The organism is Moritella sp. 28 (genome assembly GCF_018219435.1).
Classification (GTDB): Bacteria; Pseudomonadota; Gammaproteobacteria; order Enterobacterales; family Moritellaceae; genus Moritella.
The window spans coordinates 823,537-845,247 of the sequence record NZ_CP056121.1 but is presented as its reverse complement, the minus strand read 5'-3'; the positions used below and the strand labels follow the sequence as shown (position 1 = coordinate 845,247).

16 protein-coding genes are annotated in these 21,711 nt (G+C 40.4%); 5 read left to right on the top strand and 11 right to left on the bottom strand.

The window, feature by feature from the left end:
- Positions 1-82 precede the first annotated feature (82 nt).
- Positions 83-1,606 (top strand): nodulation protein NfeD, encoded by a 1,524-nt coding sequence (locus tag HWV02_RS03875; protein WP_211689749.1) that lies wholly within the window; start codon positions 83-85, stop codon positions 1,604-1,606.
- The gene (locus HWV02_RS03870; RefSeq protein ID WP_211689748.1) at positions 1,587-2,393 is read left to right on the top strand and encodes a slipin family protein; all 807 of its coding nucleotides are present in this window, start codon (positions 1,587-1,589) and stop codon (positions 2,391-2,393) included. Before HWV02_RS03875 ends, HWV02_RS03870 begins: the two co-directional genes overlap by 20 nt.
- 223 nt (positions 2,394-2,616) lie before the next feature.
- Here HWV02_RS03870 and HWV02_RS03865 read toward each other — a convergent pair whose 3' ends face one another.
- The 7 genes from HWV02_RS03865 to HWV02_RS03835 all read right to left on the bottom strand — a co-directional run bounded on the left by HWV02_RS03865 (position 2,617) and on the right by HWV02_RS03835 (position 12,874).
- Positions 2,617-4,212, bottom strand: coding sequence for an isocitrate lyase (locus tag HWV02_RS03865; protein ID WP_211678531.1), 1,596 nt, complete (start codon positions 4,210-4,212; stop codon positions 2,617-2,619).
- A gap of 84 nt (positions 4,213-4,296) precedes the next feature.
- Positions 4,297-5,913, bottom strand: coding sequence for a malate synthase A (gene aceB / locus HWV02_RS03860; protein WP_211678530.1), 1,617 nt, complete (start codon positions 5,911-5,913; stop codon positions 4,297-4,299).
- A gap of 248 nt (positions 5,914-6,161) precedes the next feature.
- Positions 6,162-7,070 (bottom strand): alpha/beta fold hydrolase, encoded by a 909-nt coding sequence (locus HWV02_RS03855; RefSeq protein ID WP_211689747.1) that lies wholly within the window; start codon positions 7,068-7,070, stop codon positions 6,162-6,164.
- 198 nt (positions 7,071-7,268) lie between these two features.
- Entirely contained in the window at positions 7,269-7,976 is a 708-nt protein-coding gene (phoU, locus tag HWV02_RS03850; RefSeq protein WP_211678528.1) for a phosphate signaling complex protein PhoU, read from the bottom strand.
- 74 nt (positions 7,977-8,050) lie between these two features.
- Positions 8,051-8,869, bottom strand: coding sequence for a phosphate ABC transporter ATP-binding protein PstB (gene pstB, locus HWV02_RS03845; RefSeq protein ID WP_211678527.1), 819 nt, complete (start codon positions 8,867-8,869; stop codon positions 8,051-8,053).
- A gap of 121 nt (positions 8,870-8,990) precedes the next feature.
- Positions 8,991-10,637, bottom strand: a complete 1,647-nt coding sequence (gene pstA, locus HWV02_RS03840; protein ID WP_211678526.1) for a phosphate ABC transporter permease PstA — start codon at positions 10,635-10,637, stop codon at positions 8,991-8,993.
- A gap of 26 nt (positions 10,638-10,663) precedes the next feature.
- Positions 10,664-12,874, bottom strand: coding sequence for an ABC transporter permease subunit (locus tag HWV02_RS03835; RefSeq protein ID WP_211689746.1), 2,211 nt, complete (start codon positions 12,872-12,874; stop codon positions 10,664-10,666).
- A gap of 241 nt (positions 12,875-13,115) precedes the next feature.
- On the opposite strand from HWV02_RS03835, the gene HWV02_RS03830 reads away from it, so the two are divergent.
- Entirely contained in the window at positions 13,116-13,619 is a 504-nt protein-coding gene (locus HWV02_RS03830) for a glycine cleavage system protein R (protein WP_211678524.1), read from the top strand.
- A gap of 154 nt (positions 13,620-13,773) precedes the next feature.
- On the opposite strand, the gene HWV02_RS03825 is transcribed toward HWV02_RS03830, so the two are convergent.
- The 4 genes from HWV02_RS03825 to phoB all read right to left on the bottom strand — a co-directional run bounded on the left by HWV02_RS03825 (position 13,774) and on the right by phoB (position 18,858).
- The gene (locus HWV02_RS03825; RefSeq protein WP_211678523.1) at positions 13,774-15,234 is read right to left on the bottom strand and encodes a NarK family nitrate/nitrite MFS transporter; all 1,461 of its coding nucleotides are present in this window, start codon (positions 15,232-15,234) and stop codon (positions 13,774-13,776) included.
- 323 nt (positions 15,235-15,557) lie between these two features.
- Positions 15,558-16,535: a PstS family phosphate ABC transporter substrate-binding protein gene (locus HWV02_RS03820; RefSeq protein WP_211678522.1), complete on the bottom strand. Its 978-nt coding sequence runs from the start codon at positions 16,533-16,535 to the stop codon at positions 15,558-15,560.
- Positions 16,536-16,850: 315 nt separating this feature from the next.
- Positions 16,851-18,149 (bottom strand): phosphate regulon sensor histidine kinase PhoR, encoded by a 1,299-nt coding sequence (gene phoR, locus HWV02_RS03815; RefSeq protein ID WP_211678521.1) that lies wholly within the window; start codon positions 18,147-18,149, stop codon positions 16,851-16,853.
- Between the two features lie 22 nt (positions 18,150-18,171).
- Positions 18,172-18,858 carry a phosphate regulon transcriptional regulator PhoB gene (gene phoB, locus HWV02_RS03810; protein WP_211678520.1) on the bottom strand — a complete coding sequence of 229 codons (687 nt, stop codon included), beginning with the start codon at positions 18,856-18,858 and terminating at the stop codon, positions 18,172-18,174.
- Positions 18,859-19,257: 399 nt separating this feature from the next.
- On the opposite strand from phoB, the gene rdgC reads away from it, so the two are divergent.
- Complete coding sequence (gene rdgC, locus HWV02_RS03805) at positions 19,258-20,175, top strand: recombination-associated protein RdgC (protein ID WP_211678519.1); 918 nt, start codon at positions 19,258-19,260, stop codon at positions 20,173-20,175.
- 345 nt (positions 20,176-20,520) lie between these two features.
- Positions 20,521-21,678 (top strand): Na/Pi cotransporter family protein, encoded by a 1,158-nt coding sequence (locus HWV02_RS03800; RefSeq protein ID WP_211678518.1) that lies wholly within the window; start codon positions 20,521-20,523, stop codon positions 21,676-21,678.
- Positions 21,679-21,711: the final 33 nt, after the last annotated feature.

The window sequence follows — 21,711 nt, the reverse complement described above, 5'->3', positions numbered from 1 at the left end:
GTATTGCTATTAATTAAGGTAAAGACGCAGGTATGGTATTCATGAGCTAAAATAGAGTTAATATGATTGTGGGATATTATCTATGTATTACTGGCTCATAAGCATATTACTGCTCTACAGTAGTATGCTAAATGCTAACTTAGCTGAACCTTCAGGTGCTACCACCAATGAAAATAGCATTCCTGTGCCGGTATTAACAATCAAAGGCGCAATTGGTCCCGCAGTTAGCCATTACCTTACCAGCGAAATTAGCCGTGCAAATAACCATAAAAATGCTGAAACGAGTGATAATGGTCATTCGACACCACCGTTAATCATCATTACCATCGATACCCCAGGGGGCTTAGTCTCGAGCTTGCGGGATATTAACCAGGCGATATTAAACTCAAATGTTCCCATCGCCTGTTTAGTGCATCCACCAGGGGCTAGAGCCGCCAGTGCTGGGACTTATATTCTCTATGCCTGCCATATAGCAGCAATGGCAACCACTACGACATTAGGAGCTGCAACTCCAGTCAGCATAGGTAACCCTTTACCTACAGGAGATAAGAAACCGGCAAACCCTTACCAACCAGCAACCGAGCCAACGCCTAATACAAAACCTGACTCCAAATCAGATTCACCGAACTCCGATACCAAAGAACAACAGCCCTCCCCCACGCTATCTGATTCACCACAAGTGACAGAAAAAAGTGCCATGGAAAAGAAAGTGCTCAATGATGCGGTTGCCTATATTCGTTCATTAGCACAACTGCGTGAGCGTAATGTCGAATGGGCTGAATTAGCCGTGACAGAAGCGGCAACCTTAACGGCGGTCGAAGCTCTGGATAAAAACGTGATTAATTTGTTAGCGCAATCACCACAGCATCTCTTGCAAAAACTTGACGGCCAATACGTCACCATCAAACAACAGCAAAGACTGCTAACATTAACTAACAGTCCACTGGAACTACGCCAACCCAATTGGCGCAGTAACTTTATTGGTACGATCACCGACCCTAATATCGCTTATATTCTGATGCTAATTGGGGTGTATGGCATCTTACTCGAATTTTATAGTCCCGGCGTTGGGATCGCAGGCGTGACCGGTTCAATTTCCTTGTTTATAGCACTGTACGCCTTCCAGCTGCTACCTATTGATTATGTCGGATTAGGTCTCTTATTACTGGGGATTACCTTACTCGTTGCAGAATCTATGTCACCCAGTTTTGGTATTTTGGGGCTCGGCGGTATTATTGCTTTTACACTCGGGTCGATATTTTTGTTTGATAGCGACCTACCGCAATTTCAAGTGTCGCTACAACTTATAGCTGCCGTCACCGTGCTTTCATTACTGTTTTTTATCTTCATATTTAGCTATCTTTGGGATATGCGGAAAAACAAAGTGGTCAGTGGTAAAGAAGCATTAATTGGCTCGGAAGTGACCATAGAAATGGGGTTTATTGGCCAGGGACATATAAATGTAAACGGTGAACGTTGGTCGGCTTATTGCCCACATCAATTAAGCGCTGGACAAATAGTACAAATAGATGGCATTGATGGTTTAACGCTAATCCTATTGCCAATCTCTGAATCGGAGGTTAACGATGCAAGCAATCCTCAATAGCGGTATGTTATTTACTGGCGCAATTATATTTTTATTGCTCCTGTTAATCATCAGCATGTTTCGGATCTTACGTGAATACGAACGTGGGGTTATCTTTTTCCTTGGCCGTTTTGAAAAAGTAAAAGGGCCAGGCTTGATCATTGTCATCCCAATAGTGCAACAAATGGTACGGGTCGATTTACGTACCGTGGTCATGGATGTGCCGAGTCAGGATGTTATCAGTAGAGATAATGTATCGGTACGGGTTAATGCCGTCATTTACTTTCGGGTAATTGATTCACAAAAAGCAATTATCAATGTCGAAAATTTTCTGCAAGCCACTTCGCAATTGGCACAAACCACATTACGTTCGGTATTGGGTCAACATGAACTCGATGAAATGCTAGCCAACAGAGAAATGCTCAATGTCGATATTCAAGCGATCTTAGATTCACGTACCGATGGTTGGGGGATCAAGGTATCTAATGTGGAAATAAAGCACATTGATTTAAACGAAAGCATGATCAGAGCAATCGCACGTCAAGCAGAAGCAGAAAGAACACGACGGGCAAAAGTTATTCATGCTTCGGGGGAAATGGAAGCCTCTGACAAATTAGTCCAAGCTGCAGCTAAACTAGCCCAAGAACCAAATGCGATCCTACTGCGTTACCTTCAAACGCTAACCGAAATCGCCAGTGAGAAAAACTCCACTATCTTATTTCCGATGCCGACAGAATTACTTGCTAATTTAATGCCCAGTAAAACAGATAAAGCTGATAGTAAAACAGAGAGTAATAATAACGAGTAAATAGAAGGCGCCCTTGTTACGACTCATTACAACATGGATCCGACGTGGTGGTTCCTGCTACATTTATTTGGTGATTGTCACTTTCATTGTTGATGTCTTTAGTCACCTCAACTCAAAGATTGTTAGCTTATCGCTAAAACGCAAAAACCAGCCGAAGCTGGTTTTTTCATATTAACTCATATTCTTATTTAACTGATAAGAAGATTTCTAATGAAGTTCTAAATTAGAACTGGTTCATCGTGTTATCTTTACCGCCTGCTTTCAGTGCTGCATCACCGGCAAAGTATTCTTTATGGTCATCGCCCATATCAGAACCAGCCATGTTTTGGTGCTTAACACAAGCAATCGATTGACGGATCTCTTTACGTTGAACACCTTTAACGTAGCCCAGCATGCCCTCATCACCGAAGTATTCTTTTGCTAAGTTATCAGTTGATAGCGCCGCTGTATGGTAAGTTGGTAGCGTGATTAGGTGGTGGAAGATACCGGCTTCACGTGCTGAATCAGCTTGGAATGTACGGATCTTCTCATCAGCCTGAATTGCTAATTCCGTGCTATCGTATTTCTCGTTCATTAGATCTGCGCGATCATAAGCTGAAACGTCTTTACCTTCTTCAAGCAAGATATCAAATATTTGCTGGCGGAAGTTTAGTGTCCAGTTGAATGATGGCGAATTGTTGTAAACAAGTTTTGCATTTGGTACCACTTTACGGATCTCATCAACCATTGCGCCGATTTGACCAACGTGTGGTTTCTCAGTTTCAATCCATAATAAGTCAGCACCGCCTTGTAGAGACGTGATGCAGTCAAGTACGCAACGTGCTTCACCTGTACCTTGTTTAAATTGGAATAAGTTACTTGGTAGACGTTTAGGACGTAATAATTTACCGTCTTTCTTAAGAATAACATCGCCATTGCCTAGCTCTGCTTCTGAGATCTCATCACAATCAAGGAACGAATTATATTGATCACCAAGGTCACCTGGTTCATTCGTTACAGCGATTTGTTTTGTTAGACCTGCACCGAGTGAGTCAGTACGCGCAACAATCACACCATTATCGATACCTAGCTCTAGGAATGCGTAACGAACGGCATTGATTTTCGCAAGGAAATCTTCGTGTGGCACGGTTACTTTACCGTCTTGGTGACCACATTGTTTTTCATCAGATACTTGGTTTTCGATTTGGATACAACATGCACCGGCTTCAATCATTTTTTTAGCAAGTAGGTAAGTTGCTTCTGCGTTACCAAAACCAGCATCGATATCAGCAATGATTGGCACAACGTGAGTCACGTGATTGTCAATCTTGTCTTGTGTTTCAGCAACTTTAGCTGAGTCACCTGCATCTCTTGCTGCGTCTAGTTCGCGGAATAAACCACCTAATTCGCGTGCGTCAGCTTGGCGAAGGAAGGTGTATAGTTCTTCAATTAATGCTGCAACAGATGTTTTTTCATGCATTGATTGGTCAGGCAGTGGACCAAACTCAGAGCGCAGTGCTGCAACCATCCAACCAGATAAATAAAGGTAACGACGATCAGTATTGTTTTCAAAATGCTTCTTGATAGAGATCATTTTTTGTTGACCGATAAAACCATGCCAGCAACCTAAAGATTGCGTGTACAATGAAGAATCATTATCGTAGTTTTCCATATCAGCGCGCATAATATCAGCTGTGTATTGCGCAACTTCTAAGCCAGTTTTAAAACGATTCTGAGCACGCATACGCGCTGTATATTCAGGGCTAATTGCAGCCCATTTAGAGCCTTGTTCAGCTATTAATGTTGAAACTGCATCGATATCATTTTTGTATATAGACATTTTTATTCCTTTAATAATTATTTTAATACTTGATACAACAAGAACATGGCGAGATAACCTAACCTCGCCCTATTCCAAAAATTTCTAATCTAAGAAATCATAACCAGGCAGCGTTAAAAACTCAGCAAGGTGATCGCTGACTGTTAATTCTTCAAACAATTTAGACGCTTCACCAAAACGACCTTGCTCGTAAGCTTCAACGCCAATTTCTTCATCACGAATGACCACAAGTTCTTCTTGTAATAATTGGCAGAATAATTCTTTTGTTACAACTTTACCGTTGCTTAGTGTTTTACCGTGTTGGATCCACTGCCAAATTGACGCTCGTGAGATTTCAGCGGTTGCCGCATCTTCCATTAGACCGTAGATAGGCACACAACCATTACCCGAAATCCATGCTTCCATGTAACGAACACCAATACGGATATTTAAACGCATACCCGTTTCAGTTCGCTCACCAGCACAAGGTTCAAGTAGCTCAGCAGCCGTTACCGGTGCATCGTCTTCACGTAAAACGTTAATTTGGTTAGCATTACCTGCACCGATATATTCGTTCATCACACCCATTGCAGTATCTGCTAAACCAGGGTGAGCAACCCAAGTACCGTCATGACCATTTTTTGCTTCTAGGGTCTTATCTGCGGTTACTTTAGCTAATACTTTATCGTTTTCTTCGGCTGTTTTGGCTGGAATAAATGCAGCCATACCGCCCATTGCAAGAGCGCCACGTTTATGACATGTTTTGATTAATAAACGTGAATAAGCACTAAGGAAAGATTTGTCCATCGTTACAGAATGACGATCTGGTAATACACGATCTGCATGTTTACGCAGTGTTTTAATATAGCTAAAGATATAATCCCAACGACCACAGTTAAGCGCAACAATGTGCTCTTTCATGCTATATAGAATTTCTTCCATTTCAAATACTGCCGGGATAGTTTCTATTAGCAGTGTCGCCTTAATTGTACCGCGAGCTAAATTTACTTTGTCTTCTGCATAACTAAATACTTCACTCCACCATTTTGATTCATGGTGACTTTGTAGTTTAGGTACGTAGAAATATGGGCCAGCGCCTTTTGCTAATAACGTTTCATAGTTATTAGAAAAATACAGGGCAAAATCAACCAAACAACCCGGTACAGTTTTACCATTAAAAGTAATATGTTTTTCTGGTAAATGTAGGCCTCGTACACGGCAAATGAGTGTCGCAGGATCATCATCTAAAGAGTAGTGTTTACCGTTCGCAGGGTTAGTATATTCAATCGTACCATTTACTGCATCACGTAAGTTAACTTGACCGTCTAGTACACCGCCCCATGTTGGCGCGAATGAATCTTCAAAATCAGCCATGAACACTTTAACACGTGCGTTTAGTGCATTAATCACCATCTTACGGTCAACTGGACCAGTAATTTCGACACGACGGTCTTGAAGTTTTGCAGGGATACCTTGAATCTTCCAATCGCTTTCGCGAATATGAGCAGTTTCAGGTAAAAAATCAGGGAGTTCACCAGCATCCATACGTGCTTGTTTTTTTACACGCTGGTTAAGTAACTCATCAACTTGAGGAGCGAACTTTTCGACTAACTCAGTCAACAAAGCAACTGCTTCAGGATTTAGGATCTGTTGTTGTTCTTGATTGATTTCCCCATGGAAAACCAGAGAACCTGTTTCATTAGACTGGGTATTGGCAGTCATAGTTTCACTCCGTTGAAATATATGTATTGGCCACAATTCATCATCTGTAAGTCACGGAAGAATAATCTCCCATTGTTTTAAACGTCTGTACGAATTGCTCTCTCAACCTACACATTGCAACAACTTCGCAATAAATGCAACATATTTCACATTAATGACACAGTGTCAAATTGCTATGTTTCGCTTTCCTAAAAATCAAATAAATTTGAAGTGAAACGAACTTTCAAATGAAGCTTGAGACCGGTTTATTATACCGCTATTTTTGATGTAACCCAATTCGTTACATCATCAAATACCTCACTGGAGTTAGATTCATTTAACATCTCATGGCGACCACCTGAATAAAGTTTACACTGCACTTCACTACAGCCATTGTTAGTAATATGTTGCTCTAATGCTAATACTCCCTTACCCTGTAAACCAACTGGATCCTTATCACCACTAAAAATATATATTGGCAATTTATTTGGGATTTTTGCTATTTCTGACTTTTGGCTAATGCTAATTAATCCTGACATGAAATCCAGCCAGAATTGTGGAGTACACGGAAAACCACAATAGCTATCATTAATATATTTATCCACTTGCACAGGATCACGGCTTAGCCAATCTGATGTTGTTCGCACAGGCTTAAGCTTACTATTGAAAGAACCAAATGATAGAAAATCTAAGAAACTACTTGGTGATCTAGCACCAATACGCATTTTTTCAATTTTACTCGCTATGCTTACCAGCTTATACATGGTTGGGCTTTGGTAATTAGAGCCACTTAGTATTAAACCCTTCAGCTTATTACCGTGTAAAATAGCATATTGCTGAGCTATGAAAGAGCCCATACTGTGACCAAATAATACTAAGGGGACAGCATGACGCTTAGCAACATCATCAATGATAAGATCTAAATCATTGATCACTTTATGCCAACCCCCCTCATCTGCATAATGGCCTAATACTGGAGCATCGTCACCATGACCACGATGATTCGCACCATAAACCGCAATACCAGCAGCGTTACAAGCTAGCGCAAACGCTTCATACCTTTCTATATGCTCGGCCATGCCGTGGCTTAACACCATAACGTAACGGATCTCTTGCTCAGGTAACCAAGCAAACAATTTTATTTCTCGGCCATCGGCAGCCATCAGCACAGAACGCATTACTATAATCCTTTAGTGAAAAACAAGCTCAAGTTAATGGCTGATATAGTCGCATGCTGGTTAGAGTTGTAAAGTAAAATGAAGTTAAACATGAGGTAATAGCGGAGCTTATACTCAATCAAAAAAACAAAAAAACCTTGTTTATCAATCAATAAACAAGGCTAATAATGACTAACTTAGGCATGCAATTTAAGTTTATTATTTTTCCAGTAAGTCTTTTACTTCATCATGATTAATATGACGAATATCTTTACCTTTAACAAAGTAAATGATGTATTCAGAGATGTTCTGACAACGGTCTCCAACACGCTCGAGTGCACGCGCGCACCACAGTACATTCAACACTTGTGGGATTGAACGTGGGTCTTCCATCATGTACGTCATTAGCTCACGGATGATACTTTCATATTCTCGGTCAACTTTAACATCTTCTTGATACACCTTAAACGCAGCATCAACATCCATACGCGCAAATGCATCAAGTACATCATGCAGCATTTTGACTGTATGGCGCCCCATATTTTCCATGCTAACGAGCGGTGGCGATTTTTTATTACGGTTTTCAATCACAGTACGTGCAATACGGTCTGCAACATCACCAATACGTTCTAAATCAGTAATGGTTTTAATAATAGCCATCACCAAACGTAAATCACTTGCCGCAGGTTGACGCTTAGCAATAATACGGGTGCAAGCTTCATCAATAGCAACTTCCATTGAATTAACGCTTTTATCGGTATCAATGATCTTGTTCGCCATATCTAAATCTTGTGACGATAATACTTCGATTGCTGAATTTAGTTGCTCTTCAACCAAACCACCCATCACCATCACTTGATTACGAATGCTTTCTAATTCTGCATTAAATTGACCGGAAATATGACGGCCTAATGTTAAATTATCCATGTATTGTCCTTTGCGTGTCATGACGCTAATTCTTTATTAAATCCAAACTCTTTATCAACTAAAAAAGAGCTAAATTAACCGTATTTACCCGTAATATAATCTTCTGTTTGCTTCTTCGCTGGTGTGGTAAATAAGGTATTAGTATCTGAATATTCGACCAACTTACCCATGTACATGAAAGCAGTATGATCAGATACACGTGCCGCTTGTTGCATGTTATGCGTAACGATAACGACAGTGAATTTTTTCTTCAGTTCAGTGATGAGCTCTTCAATCACTAATGTCGAGATAGGATCCAGTGCTGACGTTGGTTCATCCAGTAATAAAATTTCTGGTTCAATCGCAATGGCACGGGCAATAACTAAACGTTGTTGCTGACCACCGGATAAGCCAAACGCATTATCGTGTAGACGGTCTTTTACTTCATCCCAGATCGCTGCACCACGTAATGAAGATTCAGCCGCTTCGTCTAAACGACGTTTGTCGTTGATGCCTTGTAAACGTAAACCATAAACTACATTTTCATAGATCGATTTAGGAAATGGATTTGGACGCTGGAACACCATACCGACATTACGACGTAGTGTTGCTACATCTACATCACGATCATAAATATTTTTGTCATGTAAATTGATATCACCTTTAATGTGGCAGATATCAACTAAATCATTCATGCGGTTAATACAACGTAATAGTGTTGATTTACCACAACCCGACGGGCCAATGAAAGCGGTGACTTGTTTTTTCGGTATTTTCATACTTACATCAAACAGTGCCTGTTTGTCGCCATAAAATAAGTCTAAATTTTTAATTTCTAATGCTGTATCTGCTGGTGATAAATTATTAACATCTAGGTTTACAACATCAGTAACATTTGAACTCATATCAATCATTTTTTTTCCTATTGAAGCAGCCACTTGAGCAGCCGCTTTCCATATCTGTGTCTATAACCTGACAGGTCTTGTCTTTAACCTAGCAGGTCTAAATCTATAAGCTAACGTAACAGCTAGAGGTCTATAGTTCTAGATTTTTGAATTTTTCACGTAAATGGTTACGCACGCCAATTGCCGTTAAATTTAACCCGATAATAACGGTTACTAACAAGAACGACGTTGCATAAACTAATGGTCTTGCCGCTTCTACGTTTGGACTTTGGAAACCAACATCATAAATATGGAAGCCTAAGTGCATGAACTTACGTTCAACGTGAATATACGGGAAGTTCATATCAACCGGTAATGTCGGAGCAAGTTTAACTACACCCACCAGCATCAATGGTGCTACTTCACCCGCAGCACGGGCAACAGCCAGAATAAGACCCGTCATAATTGCTGGGCTTGCCATTGGCACGATAATACGCCATAGCGTTTCAAACTTCGTTGCACCCAGTGCTAGCGACCCCTGACGTAATGATGTTGGAATACGCGATAAGCCTTCTTCCGTTGATACAATCACAACAGGTAACGTTAAAATAGCCAGTGTTAATGCCGACCATAATACACCTGGTGAACCAAATACCGGAGACGGTGATGATTCAGGGTAGAACAATTCATCAATTGAACCACCTAACATGTAAACAAAGAAACCCAGACCAAATACACCGTATACGATTGACGGTACACCAGCGAGGTTAATCACCGCAATACGAATCATTTTCGTCAAGCCATTTTTCGGGGCATATTCATGTAGGTAAATCGCTGCAACCACACCTAATGGCGTCACAATAACAGCCATCAGCATCACCATAAAGATAGTACCAAAGATAGCAGGGAATACGCCACCTTCCGTATTTGCTTCACGTGGGTCACTTGTTACGAAGCTACCCATGTTACCAAACCAATGCATGATTTTACTCACAATACCCATGTCGTTCGGGTATGTCACTTCAAGTACATTAGATAATGGAATGCGAACTTCTTCACCACGCATGTCTTTGACAATAACAGCATCACGGTTAGCTTGGTCACGATAACTAAATAATTGCGCTTCATAAATTTGATATTCAGCACGCAATCCCTCAGAGATCTTGCTATATTTCGTTTCAATCTCGCTAGTCAGCTCGTCTTTTAATTCATAACTGCGTAATTTTAAGCGAATACGCTCTAATTCATAGTTAACCGAACTAATTTCACCCTTCTGTAGACTTTGCGCTTTATCGTTTAGTTCAACAGCACGCTTAATCAGAACTTCTAATTGCGCCGCAGAGGTTAAGGATTTCTTCACCCCATTTTCTTCGATAGCAACTGGGTAACCATAAAAGTTACCATTCGTAAAACGTTCAATCACAGCCAGGGCAGCGGGTGTTGATTGTTCCGTAATTGCCGGACCAAGTAACCAGCTGAAATCAAGATCTACATATTCACGGTTACCGGTTTTCACCAAGATACGCTCTACCGTCTCTAACGTTGGGTCAATTTTGACACCAGCTTCAAGCAAGCGTTGAATTGGCACAAATTCACGATCATAGATCTCACCAATAACAACGCGGTTAGAACCATCTTCAAGCTGTACATTAAATTCATGTATCGCACTTGGCCAGAAGTAAGTCAAACCACGCCATGCGATCAACATCAACAAACCAAGAACTGCAATCAAACTTATACTTACAGCACCACCTGTCATCCATATCCAAGGCGATCCTGAGCGAAACCAATTTTTCATTTTAATATCCTATTACAAGCCTTAGATTAAATCGCGCTGTATTTTTCACGTAAACGCTGTCTCACGTATTCCGCAATAGTGTTGAATACAAACGTCAGAATAAAGAGTACGAATGCCGCTAAGAACAGTACGCGGTAATGCGAGCTACCCACTTCTGATTCCGGCATTTCGACTGCAATGTTGGCAGCCAATGTTCTCATACCAGAGAAGATATTAAAGTCCATTACAGGCGTATTACCGGTTGCCATTAATACAATCATTGTTTCGCCAACCGCACGGCCTAAGCCCATCATGACTGCCGAGAAAATACCTGGACTTGCAGTGAGTAACACAACTTTAACCAGTGTCTGCCAACTTGTCGCACCCAATGCCAATGAGCCTTGCGTTAAATGCTTTGGCACACTGAAAATAGCATCTTCAGCAATAGAGAAGATAGTTGGAATAACTGCAAAGCCCATCGCAATACCAACAATCAAAGAGTTACGTTGGTCGAAACCAAAGATATCATTGATATAAGCACGTGCGTCACCATCAAAGATCAAGTCTTCTACAAGCGGACTAACCGATACTGAGAAGTAACCAACAAGTAATAACACAGGCAACAGGATGATAACGTGTGCACCTTGTGGGACACGATTAACAAATGATTGTGGTAAGAAATGCCAAATAGCCGCCACCATCACAGCCGAAAATGGCAAGAGCACCGCGATCATCATCACACCGGGCAAATTCATTTCAACAAACGGTGCTAACCATAAACCAGCAAGGAAACCAAGGATTACCGTTGGTAGTGCTTCCATGATTTCAACCGTTGGTTTAATTACTTTACGTAAACCAGAGTTCATGAAGTAAGCAGTATAAATAGCACCTGCTACCGCGATTGGCACCGCAAATAACATCGCATAAAATGCGGCTTTAATGGTACCAAATGTGATTGGCACTAAGCTTAGTTTCGGTTCAAAGTCATCAGATGCCGAGGTCGACTGCCAAATATAGTCTGGTTCCGAATAGCCTTCATACCAAACTTCTTGCCACAATGCACTCCATGTCACTTCAGGATGCTCATTGGTTAGCTTATAAAAGCCGATACCCTGTTCTGATTCAACTAAGAAAGCGTTTGCACGAGGAGAAATTGCAATATGCTGAAGTGAACCCATACCAAGATCTTGGTGTAATAGTTTAGTTTCACCTGTGGCGTGAAAAATGGTAAGGCTATTATCCACCCCAACCGTCATGAAACCTTTACGAGAATATTCAGTGGTAATATCAATGACACTTGATTGCGCATCAAACTGACGAATTTTAGTGAACTTACGCTCGCCATCTTTAGCCACTTCAAACCATTGACTCACCACACCGTTATCATTCGCGACCAGTAATGAACTTGCGCCAGTTAATAATGCAACGTGGGTCACGTTTTGTTGTTTTTCATTAATATCTAACACTTCAACAATCGAAATATCATCGGTATCACGAATATCATAGATAGACAGTTTGTTACCACTACGCATGAAGATAAAGCGGAAATTTGGTGTTAACAATACTTGTTCAACATCCATCGGCATTGAAGGCAGCTCAATTGTCTCGCTGCTCCATTCCAATTCTTCCGTCATGAAGTTTTCTTCTGCAGTATAACGTAGCAATATACCGCGGTTATCCGCCGTCACCGCAACGATAGCCGCATCTTCACCTTCAACTTCAATTGCAATATGTTTTAATGCTTGCCCTTGGCTGTCAACTTCAATTTGTTGCTCACCAAATGGGAAATTAACTTGTGGTGTGATAAGACGCTTATCACCAGGATAGGTGACATCGAAATCAGCTTCCGCAACTAACGCCTTACCATCATTAAAACCAAATACAACGATAGGTGATGTTGGCCCTGTTTGACCAAATGACGTCGCCGGCTGTGGTAATGCATATTGCATCAACTCAACGTTGGGATCTAAAGTGTTAAAGAAGTTAATGCCTAAATCACTATAACGGTAGGCAATTTCATTTTGCTCTTCCATCGCTAATGCATAAGTATTACCAGCAAAAGATTGACTGTATTGTGCTTTAGATTCTATTTTCGCCGATTCAAAAACCGGATAAACCACATACAGTAGGTAGCAAAATATTAGCAGCAGTGTCATCAGTACAACACCTCCGCCCATTTTAATACCATATTCTGCGAGTTTATCTTTAATTAGACGTTTACGGGAGCCCGCAATCGTTAAAGAAAACTGTTCAGCCATCTCTTCCTCGTATTTAGCTGTAATTAATCACAACGCGATTATATGTAATATTTATGACAGTTATATGACATCACTCAACAACGTTAAATATATTCCACTTTAGCTGGTCTAAGCACTGATATTTATATACCAGTGCTATATTTATGCACGTTATTTGCATATAGTATGGCGCATCATATTAAGTGATGAAAGTAGCTAAAACAAAACGTTTTACACCGGATTTTTTATATAGGGCTTAGAAATGCTTAAACAACTTATCGTAACGCTTATTGGTGATGATAAATCAGGTCTCATAAACAACTTATCACGTGTCGTCGCCGAACATAAGGGAAACTGGTTAGCAAGTAACATGAGTGAGCTAGCAGGACAATTTGCAGGTATCTTACAAATTTCAGTAGAAGATGAATATTACCGCGATCTATGTGAAGCATTGAGCCTGATCCCAGGCCTAACCATAAGTTTCGCCGAAGGTAAAAATCAAAGTATTTGGCAGAAATCACCCTGCCTTATCATCCAAGATAACGACCGTCCGGGAATTATCAACGAAGTATCTAAGATATTAACGCAGCACGGTATTGAATTAAAAGCGATAACAACACACAGCAAAGATCTGTGGCAGTCTGATAACAATCGTTTTTATGCCAAACTTAAGCTAGCGCTGCCTGATACCCTAGACCATGATATGCTCAGTGGTGACTTAGCAAAAATATCGCCAACCTTGATTGCTGAAATGACCGAAGCTTAGGTATATAGGCGGGTTAATAGATAAGTAGACAAACAGGTAAACAAATCATTATATAAAAATGGCGCCATTACCAACTATGATAATGACGCCGCACTCAATACTGTCACACTTTATTCATAAAAATATCCAATGATATTCTTATCATTAAGACTATTTATGACACATTAATTAACGTCACTTTACCGTCTTCATCTACCTCTGCAATATGCCCTTTTGGCTCTTCCATTAATAACAAAGCAATAAAGCCGACTATCGCCGTGATTGAAATCGCATAAAAGAATACTTGTGTCGATACGATTGAATACAGTGTTAAATAAAATACAGCCCCTACATTCCCATAAGCACCAGTCATTCCCGCAATTTGCCCCGTTAAACGACGCTTAATTAATGGTACCGCAGCAAATACAGCACCCTCGCCAGCTTGCACGAAGAATGAACATGCCATTGCGGTTGCGATAGCAAGCGGTAATGACCACGCAGCCGTAATTTGTGACATCGCATAATAACCAACGGCTAAACCAGCAGTTAAGATCAATAATGTCTTCTTACGACCAAAGCGGTCACTGATCCAACCGCCACCGGGACGTGACATTAGATTCATAAAGGCGTAAGACGCTGCAACCATACCTGCTTCCGTCATTCCTAGTCCGAATGTTTCTGCAAAAAATAGCGGCAACATGGAAACAACCGCTAACTCAGAACCAAACGTAGAAAAGTACAAAACGTTAAGTACAGCGACTTGCTTAAACTTATAACGTTCAATTTCAGGCACTTCTTTAACAAAAACATCGCTATTTACTTGGTATGTTTTCCAGCAATCAAGTACATAAAGAACACCTAAACCAACATAAATAGAGTGGGTGATAGTTTCTGTGAACATACCGATTTGTAACAACTTCCACGCTAATAAGCCAAGCGTCAGGTACATAGGTAGTTTCATGATCAGCAGTAAATAAAAATCACCTTTGCTGGTCACTTCCATTGCTCCGCCTTTTTTAGGGCGGAAATAAGTTGCACCTTTAGGTGTATCAGTAACATTAAAGTAATACACAATACTGAATAACAAACTCATTAAACCTGTGATGGCAATCGCATAGCGCCAGCCATCTTCACCACCAAACAATAATGCAATTGTCGGTAGTGTGAATGCAGCAGCAGCCGAACCAAAGTTACCCCAACCACCATAAATACCTTCCGCGGTACCTAACTCATTGGCAGGAAACCATTCACTAACAATACGGATACCAACTACAAAACCAGCACCAATCAGCCCCATCATAAAACGCGCTATTGCTAACTGTTCAAAGGTCGTCGCCATTGCAAACATAAAGCAGGGAATAGAACAGACAGCTAATAATGTAGAGTAAACAATCCGAGGTCCGTATTTATCGGTTAGCATACCTATAATCACTCGAGCAGGAATGGTTAAGGCTACATTTAAGATCAGCAGAGTTTTAACTTCTTCAGTGGTTAAACCTAAACTGTCTTTAATCGCTAACATTAGTGGTGCTGCATTAAACCAAACCACAAAAGTAATAAAAAATGCCATCCACGATAAGTGTAAAGTTTTCATTTTCCCTGAAAAAGACAATATATTAAATTTTTCTTGTCCCATAAAAATTCCCTCTAAGATATAAAAACAAAGTTTAAAAAATTTTATCTTATCTAGAACAAAGCAATACTAAGGCCAACTTAATAAAAGCCAACTTAAACACTACTTATCAATGACTTACAACCAACAAACATCAAAACCATAGACCTGGGGTTGAATATTTGCACCAACATGGTGACTAAATGTGAGCAATGTATCATTTTGAGAGCAATTTCCCCAAGCTTGCACATACAGTAAACAAGGCTACGACCTCATTTTATTTTATGCCAGAAAGCAAAAAGCCCGCTAAATAGCGAGCTTTAATCATTTAACCTAAGTAAGTCGTATTACAGTGTAATACCTGCTTTCTTAAGGTCTTTTGATGTAACTGAGTTAGGTAATGGGATATAGCCATCTTTAGCTACGATCTTCTGACCTTGTTTCGATAATATCAGTTTTAAGAACTCCGTTTGCATTGGAGATAATGCTTTGTTCGGGATCTTATTGATGTAAACGTATAGGTAACGAGACAATGGGTATTTACCTGATGCAGCGTTATCTAACGATGCTTCGATGTAGTTAGTACCTTTTTTCGCTAGTGGTACTGCACGAACACCTGATGTTTTATAACCGATACCTGAGTAACCGATTGCATTAAGTGATGATGATACAGACTGTACAACAGATGCTGAACCAGGTTGCTCATTCACGTTATTTTTGAAGTCACCTTTACACAATGCTTTCTTCTTAAAGTAACCGTAAGTACCCGATACTGAGTTACGACCAAATAATTGGATATCACGCTCAGCCCAAGAACCTTCTAGTCCTAATTCACCCCAACGTTCAACACGCTTCGCTTCACCACATTTTAGTGTGCTTGAGAAAATCGCATCTACATCGGCAATGTTTAAACCTTTAATTGGGTTATCTTTGTGTACGAATACCGCAAGTGCATCGATAGCAACTCGAATTGCTGTAGGCTTGTAACCGTAACGTTTTTCAAACGCTTCGACTTCTTTAGACTTCATTTTACGGCTCATTGGACCGAACTGTGAAGTACCTTCTGTTAGTGCAGGTGGCGCAGTAGAAGAGCCAGCCGCTTGGATTTGTACGTTAACACTTGGGTAAATATGTTTGAATTCTTCAGCCCACAACGTCATCATGTTTGCTAATGTATCAGAACCAACTGTAGATAGGTTACCTGAGATACCACTTACTTTTTGATACTCTGGTAATTTAGGGTCTAGTCCTGCTGCAAATACGCTTTGTGAAGCGATTGCTGTCATTGATATCCCTAATGCTACAACAATTTGTTTAATATTCATTTTACTTCTCCAAGTATAATTTTTTATTTTGTGTCTATGACTACAGGGTATATAAGCTTTGTATTTAGTGTCCACGACTACAAGTAATATAAGCTTGTATCTTGTATCTTGTACCTCGTTTCTGTGAATACAAGTATTCAATAAACTGATGACAATAATATGAATGAAACATGACGGTTTGATGACAGCGCACGATTTATTACAAATAAACCTCTGCTAATTACCCATACAGTATAAATTTATCGCTAAAAAAAAGCCCATCGCATAGTGGATGGGCTTAGTTATTGAATAATACTAGTCACAATCGCGGTAACGTTAGTGGCGTTTTACATACGTCACTAACGGTAAGGTGAAGCTAAAGCAACTGCCTTTGCTCACTTTGCTATTAATTTCTAACACACTGTCATGATTGCTTAAAACATGCTTCACAATTGATAAACCAATACCAGAGCCACCAGAATCACGTGAACGCGCATCATCAACACGATAAAAACGCTCAGTTAAATGATGTACATGCTCGGCAGAAATACCATCGCCATTATCGGTCACACTTAATGAACCACCAGCGGCTGTATGCTTCCATTCAACCACCACTTTGCCGTCCGTAGGCGTATAGCGTACCGCATTGTAGATCAAATTAGATACCGCACTGCGCAATTGTGATTCATCACCCAATGCAAACAGGCCGTTTTCAATGTGGAACTCTACATTTAAGGCTTTATCCGCACCTAAAATCAATACCTCTTGTTCTAACATCGACAGCATAAACGGAATATCAACTTGCTTTTCAAAGTCGACAGCCTGTGCAGCTTCAATACGAGACAAGGCTAATAACTGGTTCACCAACGAATCCATACGCGCCGTTTGTTCAGACATGACTTTATGCGCACGAGCAAACATTTTATCCGATTCATCAGGCTCAAGCATTTCCAGATAACCCTTTAATACGGTTAACGGTGTACGTAACTCATGAGAAACATTGCCCATAAAATTACGTCTGACTTGTTCTAGTTGACGCAGTTCAGTGACATCACGAGCCACCAGCATCGATTGATCATCGGTATACGTCATTACGCGAATTTCTAACGTCTTGGCATTATGCACTGGCGAAGTGATCTCTAACGGTTCTCGGTAATCTTTCGAATTTAAATATTGAATGAAATCCGGAGTACGGATCAAATTACCAATATGTTGATGCGCATCATCTGGCCATTTCAAGCCAATCATTTGTTGCGCTAATTTATTACACCACATAATGGAATAATCAGTATCTAACGCAACAACGGCATCCGGTAAGGCTTCAGCACCTTCACGAAAACGCCGAATAACCATGCGCAATTCCTTACGCTTACGTTTATGTCGACGCTGCAAACGATAGATGCCATTAAAAATGGATTCCCAGCTACCTTTACCTTCAGGCGGCGTCGCCGTGCGCGCAACCCATAACCACTGATGTAATATGTATTGGCTACGATATAACCAAACAACATGTACGGCAGTGGCGATGAGTAAACTCAATGTAATATTATCAATAACTAAACCAACAAGAAAAAACGGGATATACCAATAAAGCAGTCGCCATAAGCCACCGACAAAAACGTTCGTCTTATTCATATTGAAACTTCAACTCTCATGATTAACGTATCGAGAAGCGATAACCTGCACCACGCACTGTTTGTACATATTTATCATGTTCACTCGGTGTTAATGCTTTTCGCAGACGACGGATATGTACATCAACCGTGCGGTCTTCAACGTATACATTCATGCCCCAAACATTATCTAATAACTGCTCTCGGCTATACACACGTTCTGGGTGTGTCATAAAAAAGTGCAATAATTTAAATTCAGTCGGACCGATTTCAATCACAGAATCACCAGCAGAAACGCGATGAGCAACAGGATCAAGCTGTAACCCACTAATATCAATAACTGCATCTTGAGTCATTGGCGCAACACGACGCATTACCGCATTTAGCCGTGCAATCAATTCTTTTGGTGAGAATGGTTTCGTGATGTAATCATCAGCCCCCACTTCTAAACCTTTAACCTTATCTTCCTCTTCACCACGTGCCGTTAACATCACGACCGGAATAGTGGATAAATGCGGTTGAGACTTTAAGTGCTTAATATATTTAATGCCGCTACCACCAGGTAACATCCAATCTAATAAGATTAAATTAGGATAAGGTTCGACAAGCCGATCTACCGCCTCGTTATAATCCCCAGCTTCAACAACATCAAATCCTTTTTGTTCTAATGCAAAACACAGCATTTCACGGATCGCAAGTTCATCTTCAACTACTAAAATTCGCTTAGACACTTTAAATATCCTTTACTATTCTTCCCTTAATAACCGTCACCGGTCAGTAAAAGATTTATATTTTAATGATGAAAGAACCACTTATCTTTCGACTTTAACTGAAAGTTATTATCAGCTCAATATGTTTCAGTATTATTACATTGATGAATTCTTTATTAAAAAGTCGAATTTCACACCTAACAAATGTAATGAATATCACATAAATATAGCATTTAATTAAAACACTGATTTTAATAATTAAAAGTGACGATTCAATTGAATACTTTATACACCAGATGGCAATGAAAGTGTGGAATTAAGATCTTGATTGATGCATGTTTAGCCACTAGGCAAACTTGTATTTCCAACATCCTTGAGTATACTGGTTATCCAAACAGTTGATACCAAGGTCCTGCTATAATGTGGTTTAAAAACTTACTAATTTATCGTTTCACTCGTCCATTTGAACTAGATATTGAACAACTTGAAACCAAGTTAGCTGATTTCCCTTTTACCCCTTGTGGTAGCCAAGATTTATCTAAGTTCGGTTGGATAAAACCACTGGGTAAGTCAGGTCAGGCTTTAACGCATGGTATTTCAGATAACATTCTGATTTGTGCGAAGAAAGAAGACAGAGTATTACCAGCGTCTGTTGTTAAAGACATGCTACAAGAAAAAGTCGACACGATTGAAGCAGAACAAGGCCGAGGCCTAAAGAAAAAAGAAAAAGATGCATTAAAAGAAGATATCGTCCATCAACTACTCCCACGTGCATTCCCACGTAGCAGCCAAACATTTGCTTGGATTTGTCCGTCACAAAAATTATTAGTCGTTGATGCATCAAGCGCTAAAAAAGCCGAAGACCTCATCGCTTTATTACGTAAGTGTGTCGGTAGCCTACCTGTTGTGCCAGTTGCTTTAACGACGCCAGCAGATGTAACGATGACAGAATGGTTAAATAACGGCAGTGCTGCACCGGGTTTTGAACTGGGTGATGAAGCTGAATTACGTTCTGCACTTGAACATGGCGGTATCATCCGTTGTAAAGAACAAGACTTAACCAGTGACGAGATCCAACACCACCTTAACGCAGATAAGTTAGTGACTAAATTAGCCTTAGATTGGAGTGAATCACTGTCTTTCTTACTTGGCGAAGACATGTCAGTAAAACGTCTTAAATTCAGTGACCTCATCAGAGAACAAAACGATGATGTGGCAACCGATGATTACGCAGCAAAATTTGATGCCGACTTTGCCTTGATGACCGGTGAGTTAATGCGCTTCATTCCAGACCTAATCACTGCCCTTGGTGGTGAGGAAGCAACTACAGCTAAGTAAAGCCTCATTAACGCAGCATGTACCTCTTTATATGCTGCGTATTTCCAATTATCGCCTTTAATACCTCCAATTTCACATGACAGTTTTGTCACAAACCCACATTTTTGTACATAAAAACAGCGAAAAAACGCCTTATTTACCGAACACTCGTCTCTCCAGAAATACACAACCAAAATAAATACTACAAACTTAATGATTTAAAACAATAACTTGACCTTGCGAGCTAGGGTTTTGTGACATTTTAAACTCACTGTAATATTACTGTCATACAAGTTTGTTTTAATCCTTCTCGTCAACTAACTGAAACAAATCTGTCATTCGATACAGATAAAACGGTACCTAGAGATGAAAAACAACAACGAAGCAATTGAATTGAACCCAAGCACAATGCAAAAAGTATTAAGCTGGGTAAGTGTAGCCGCATTGGTATACTTCGTATTGGTAGCAGTATCTACAGTAAGTGGAGGCTTTAAAATGTTCTCTGGCGGTAGCGCTGGTGCAGAACAAATATTCGCTTTCGCAACTAACCCATTCGTCGCTTTATTATTAGGTATCCTAGTAACAGCGTTAGTACAATCTTCAAGTACAGTAACATCAGTAATCGTTGGCCTAGTAGCCGGTGGCTTACCAATCTCAATCGCAATCCCGATGGTGATGGGTGCGAACATGGGTACGACAATCACGAACACTTTCGTGAGCATGGGTCATATCCGCGACAAACAAGAGTTCCAGCGTGCATTTAGTGCTGCAACCGTACATGACTTCTTTAACCTACTTGCAGTAGCTATCTTCCTACCGCTGGAAATTGCATTTGGTATCCTTGAGAAAATGGCTACCTTCCTAGCAGATTTCTTTGTTGGCGGCAGCAGCTTAAGCATTAAAGAATTCAACTTCATTAAACCGTTAACAAAACCTGCGGTAAACCAAATTAAAGAACTTGCTGGTTCATTACCTGTAGAAAGCAACACTGCAGGTCTAGTCATGGTATTCATCGGTATCTTCATGATTGGTTTCTCGGTAACCTTCCTAGGTAAAGTATTAAAATCAGTAATGGTTGGTCGTGCTAAAGCAGTACTACACGGTGCAATCGGTCGTGGTCCAGTAAGCGGTATCTTATCTGGTACAGCGGTTACAGTAATGGTGCAGTCTTCATCTACAACGACAAGCCTAATGATTCCACTAGCGGGTAGCGGTGTATTTACTACACGTCAAATCTTCCCATTCACACTAGGTGCAAACATAGGTACAACAATCACTGCATTACTTGCAGCAACATCAATCAGTGGTGATGCAGCGCAAGTAGCAATGACGATTGCATTGGTACATGTTATGTTCAACGTATTCGCTGTCGCACTTATCTACGGTATCCCGGCACTACGTGAGATTCCAATTAAATGTGCAGAAGCATTAGCACGTCAAGGTACTGAAAATAAATTCATCGCTTTTGGTTATGTCATTGGTGCTTTCTTCGCACTACCTGGCCTGATGATTATTTTTAACTAATATGACAAACAACTGATGGCTGTAAACAATTAG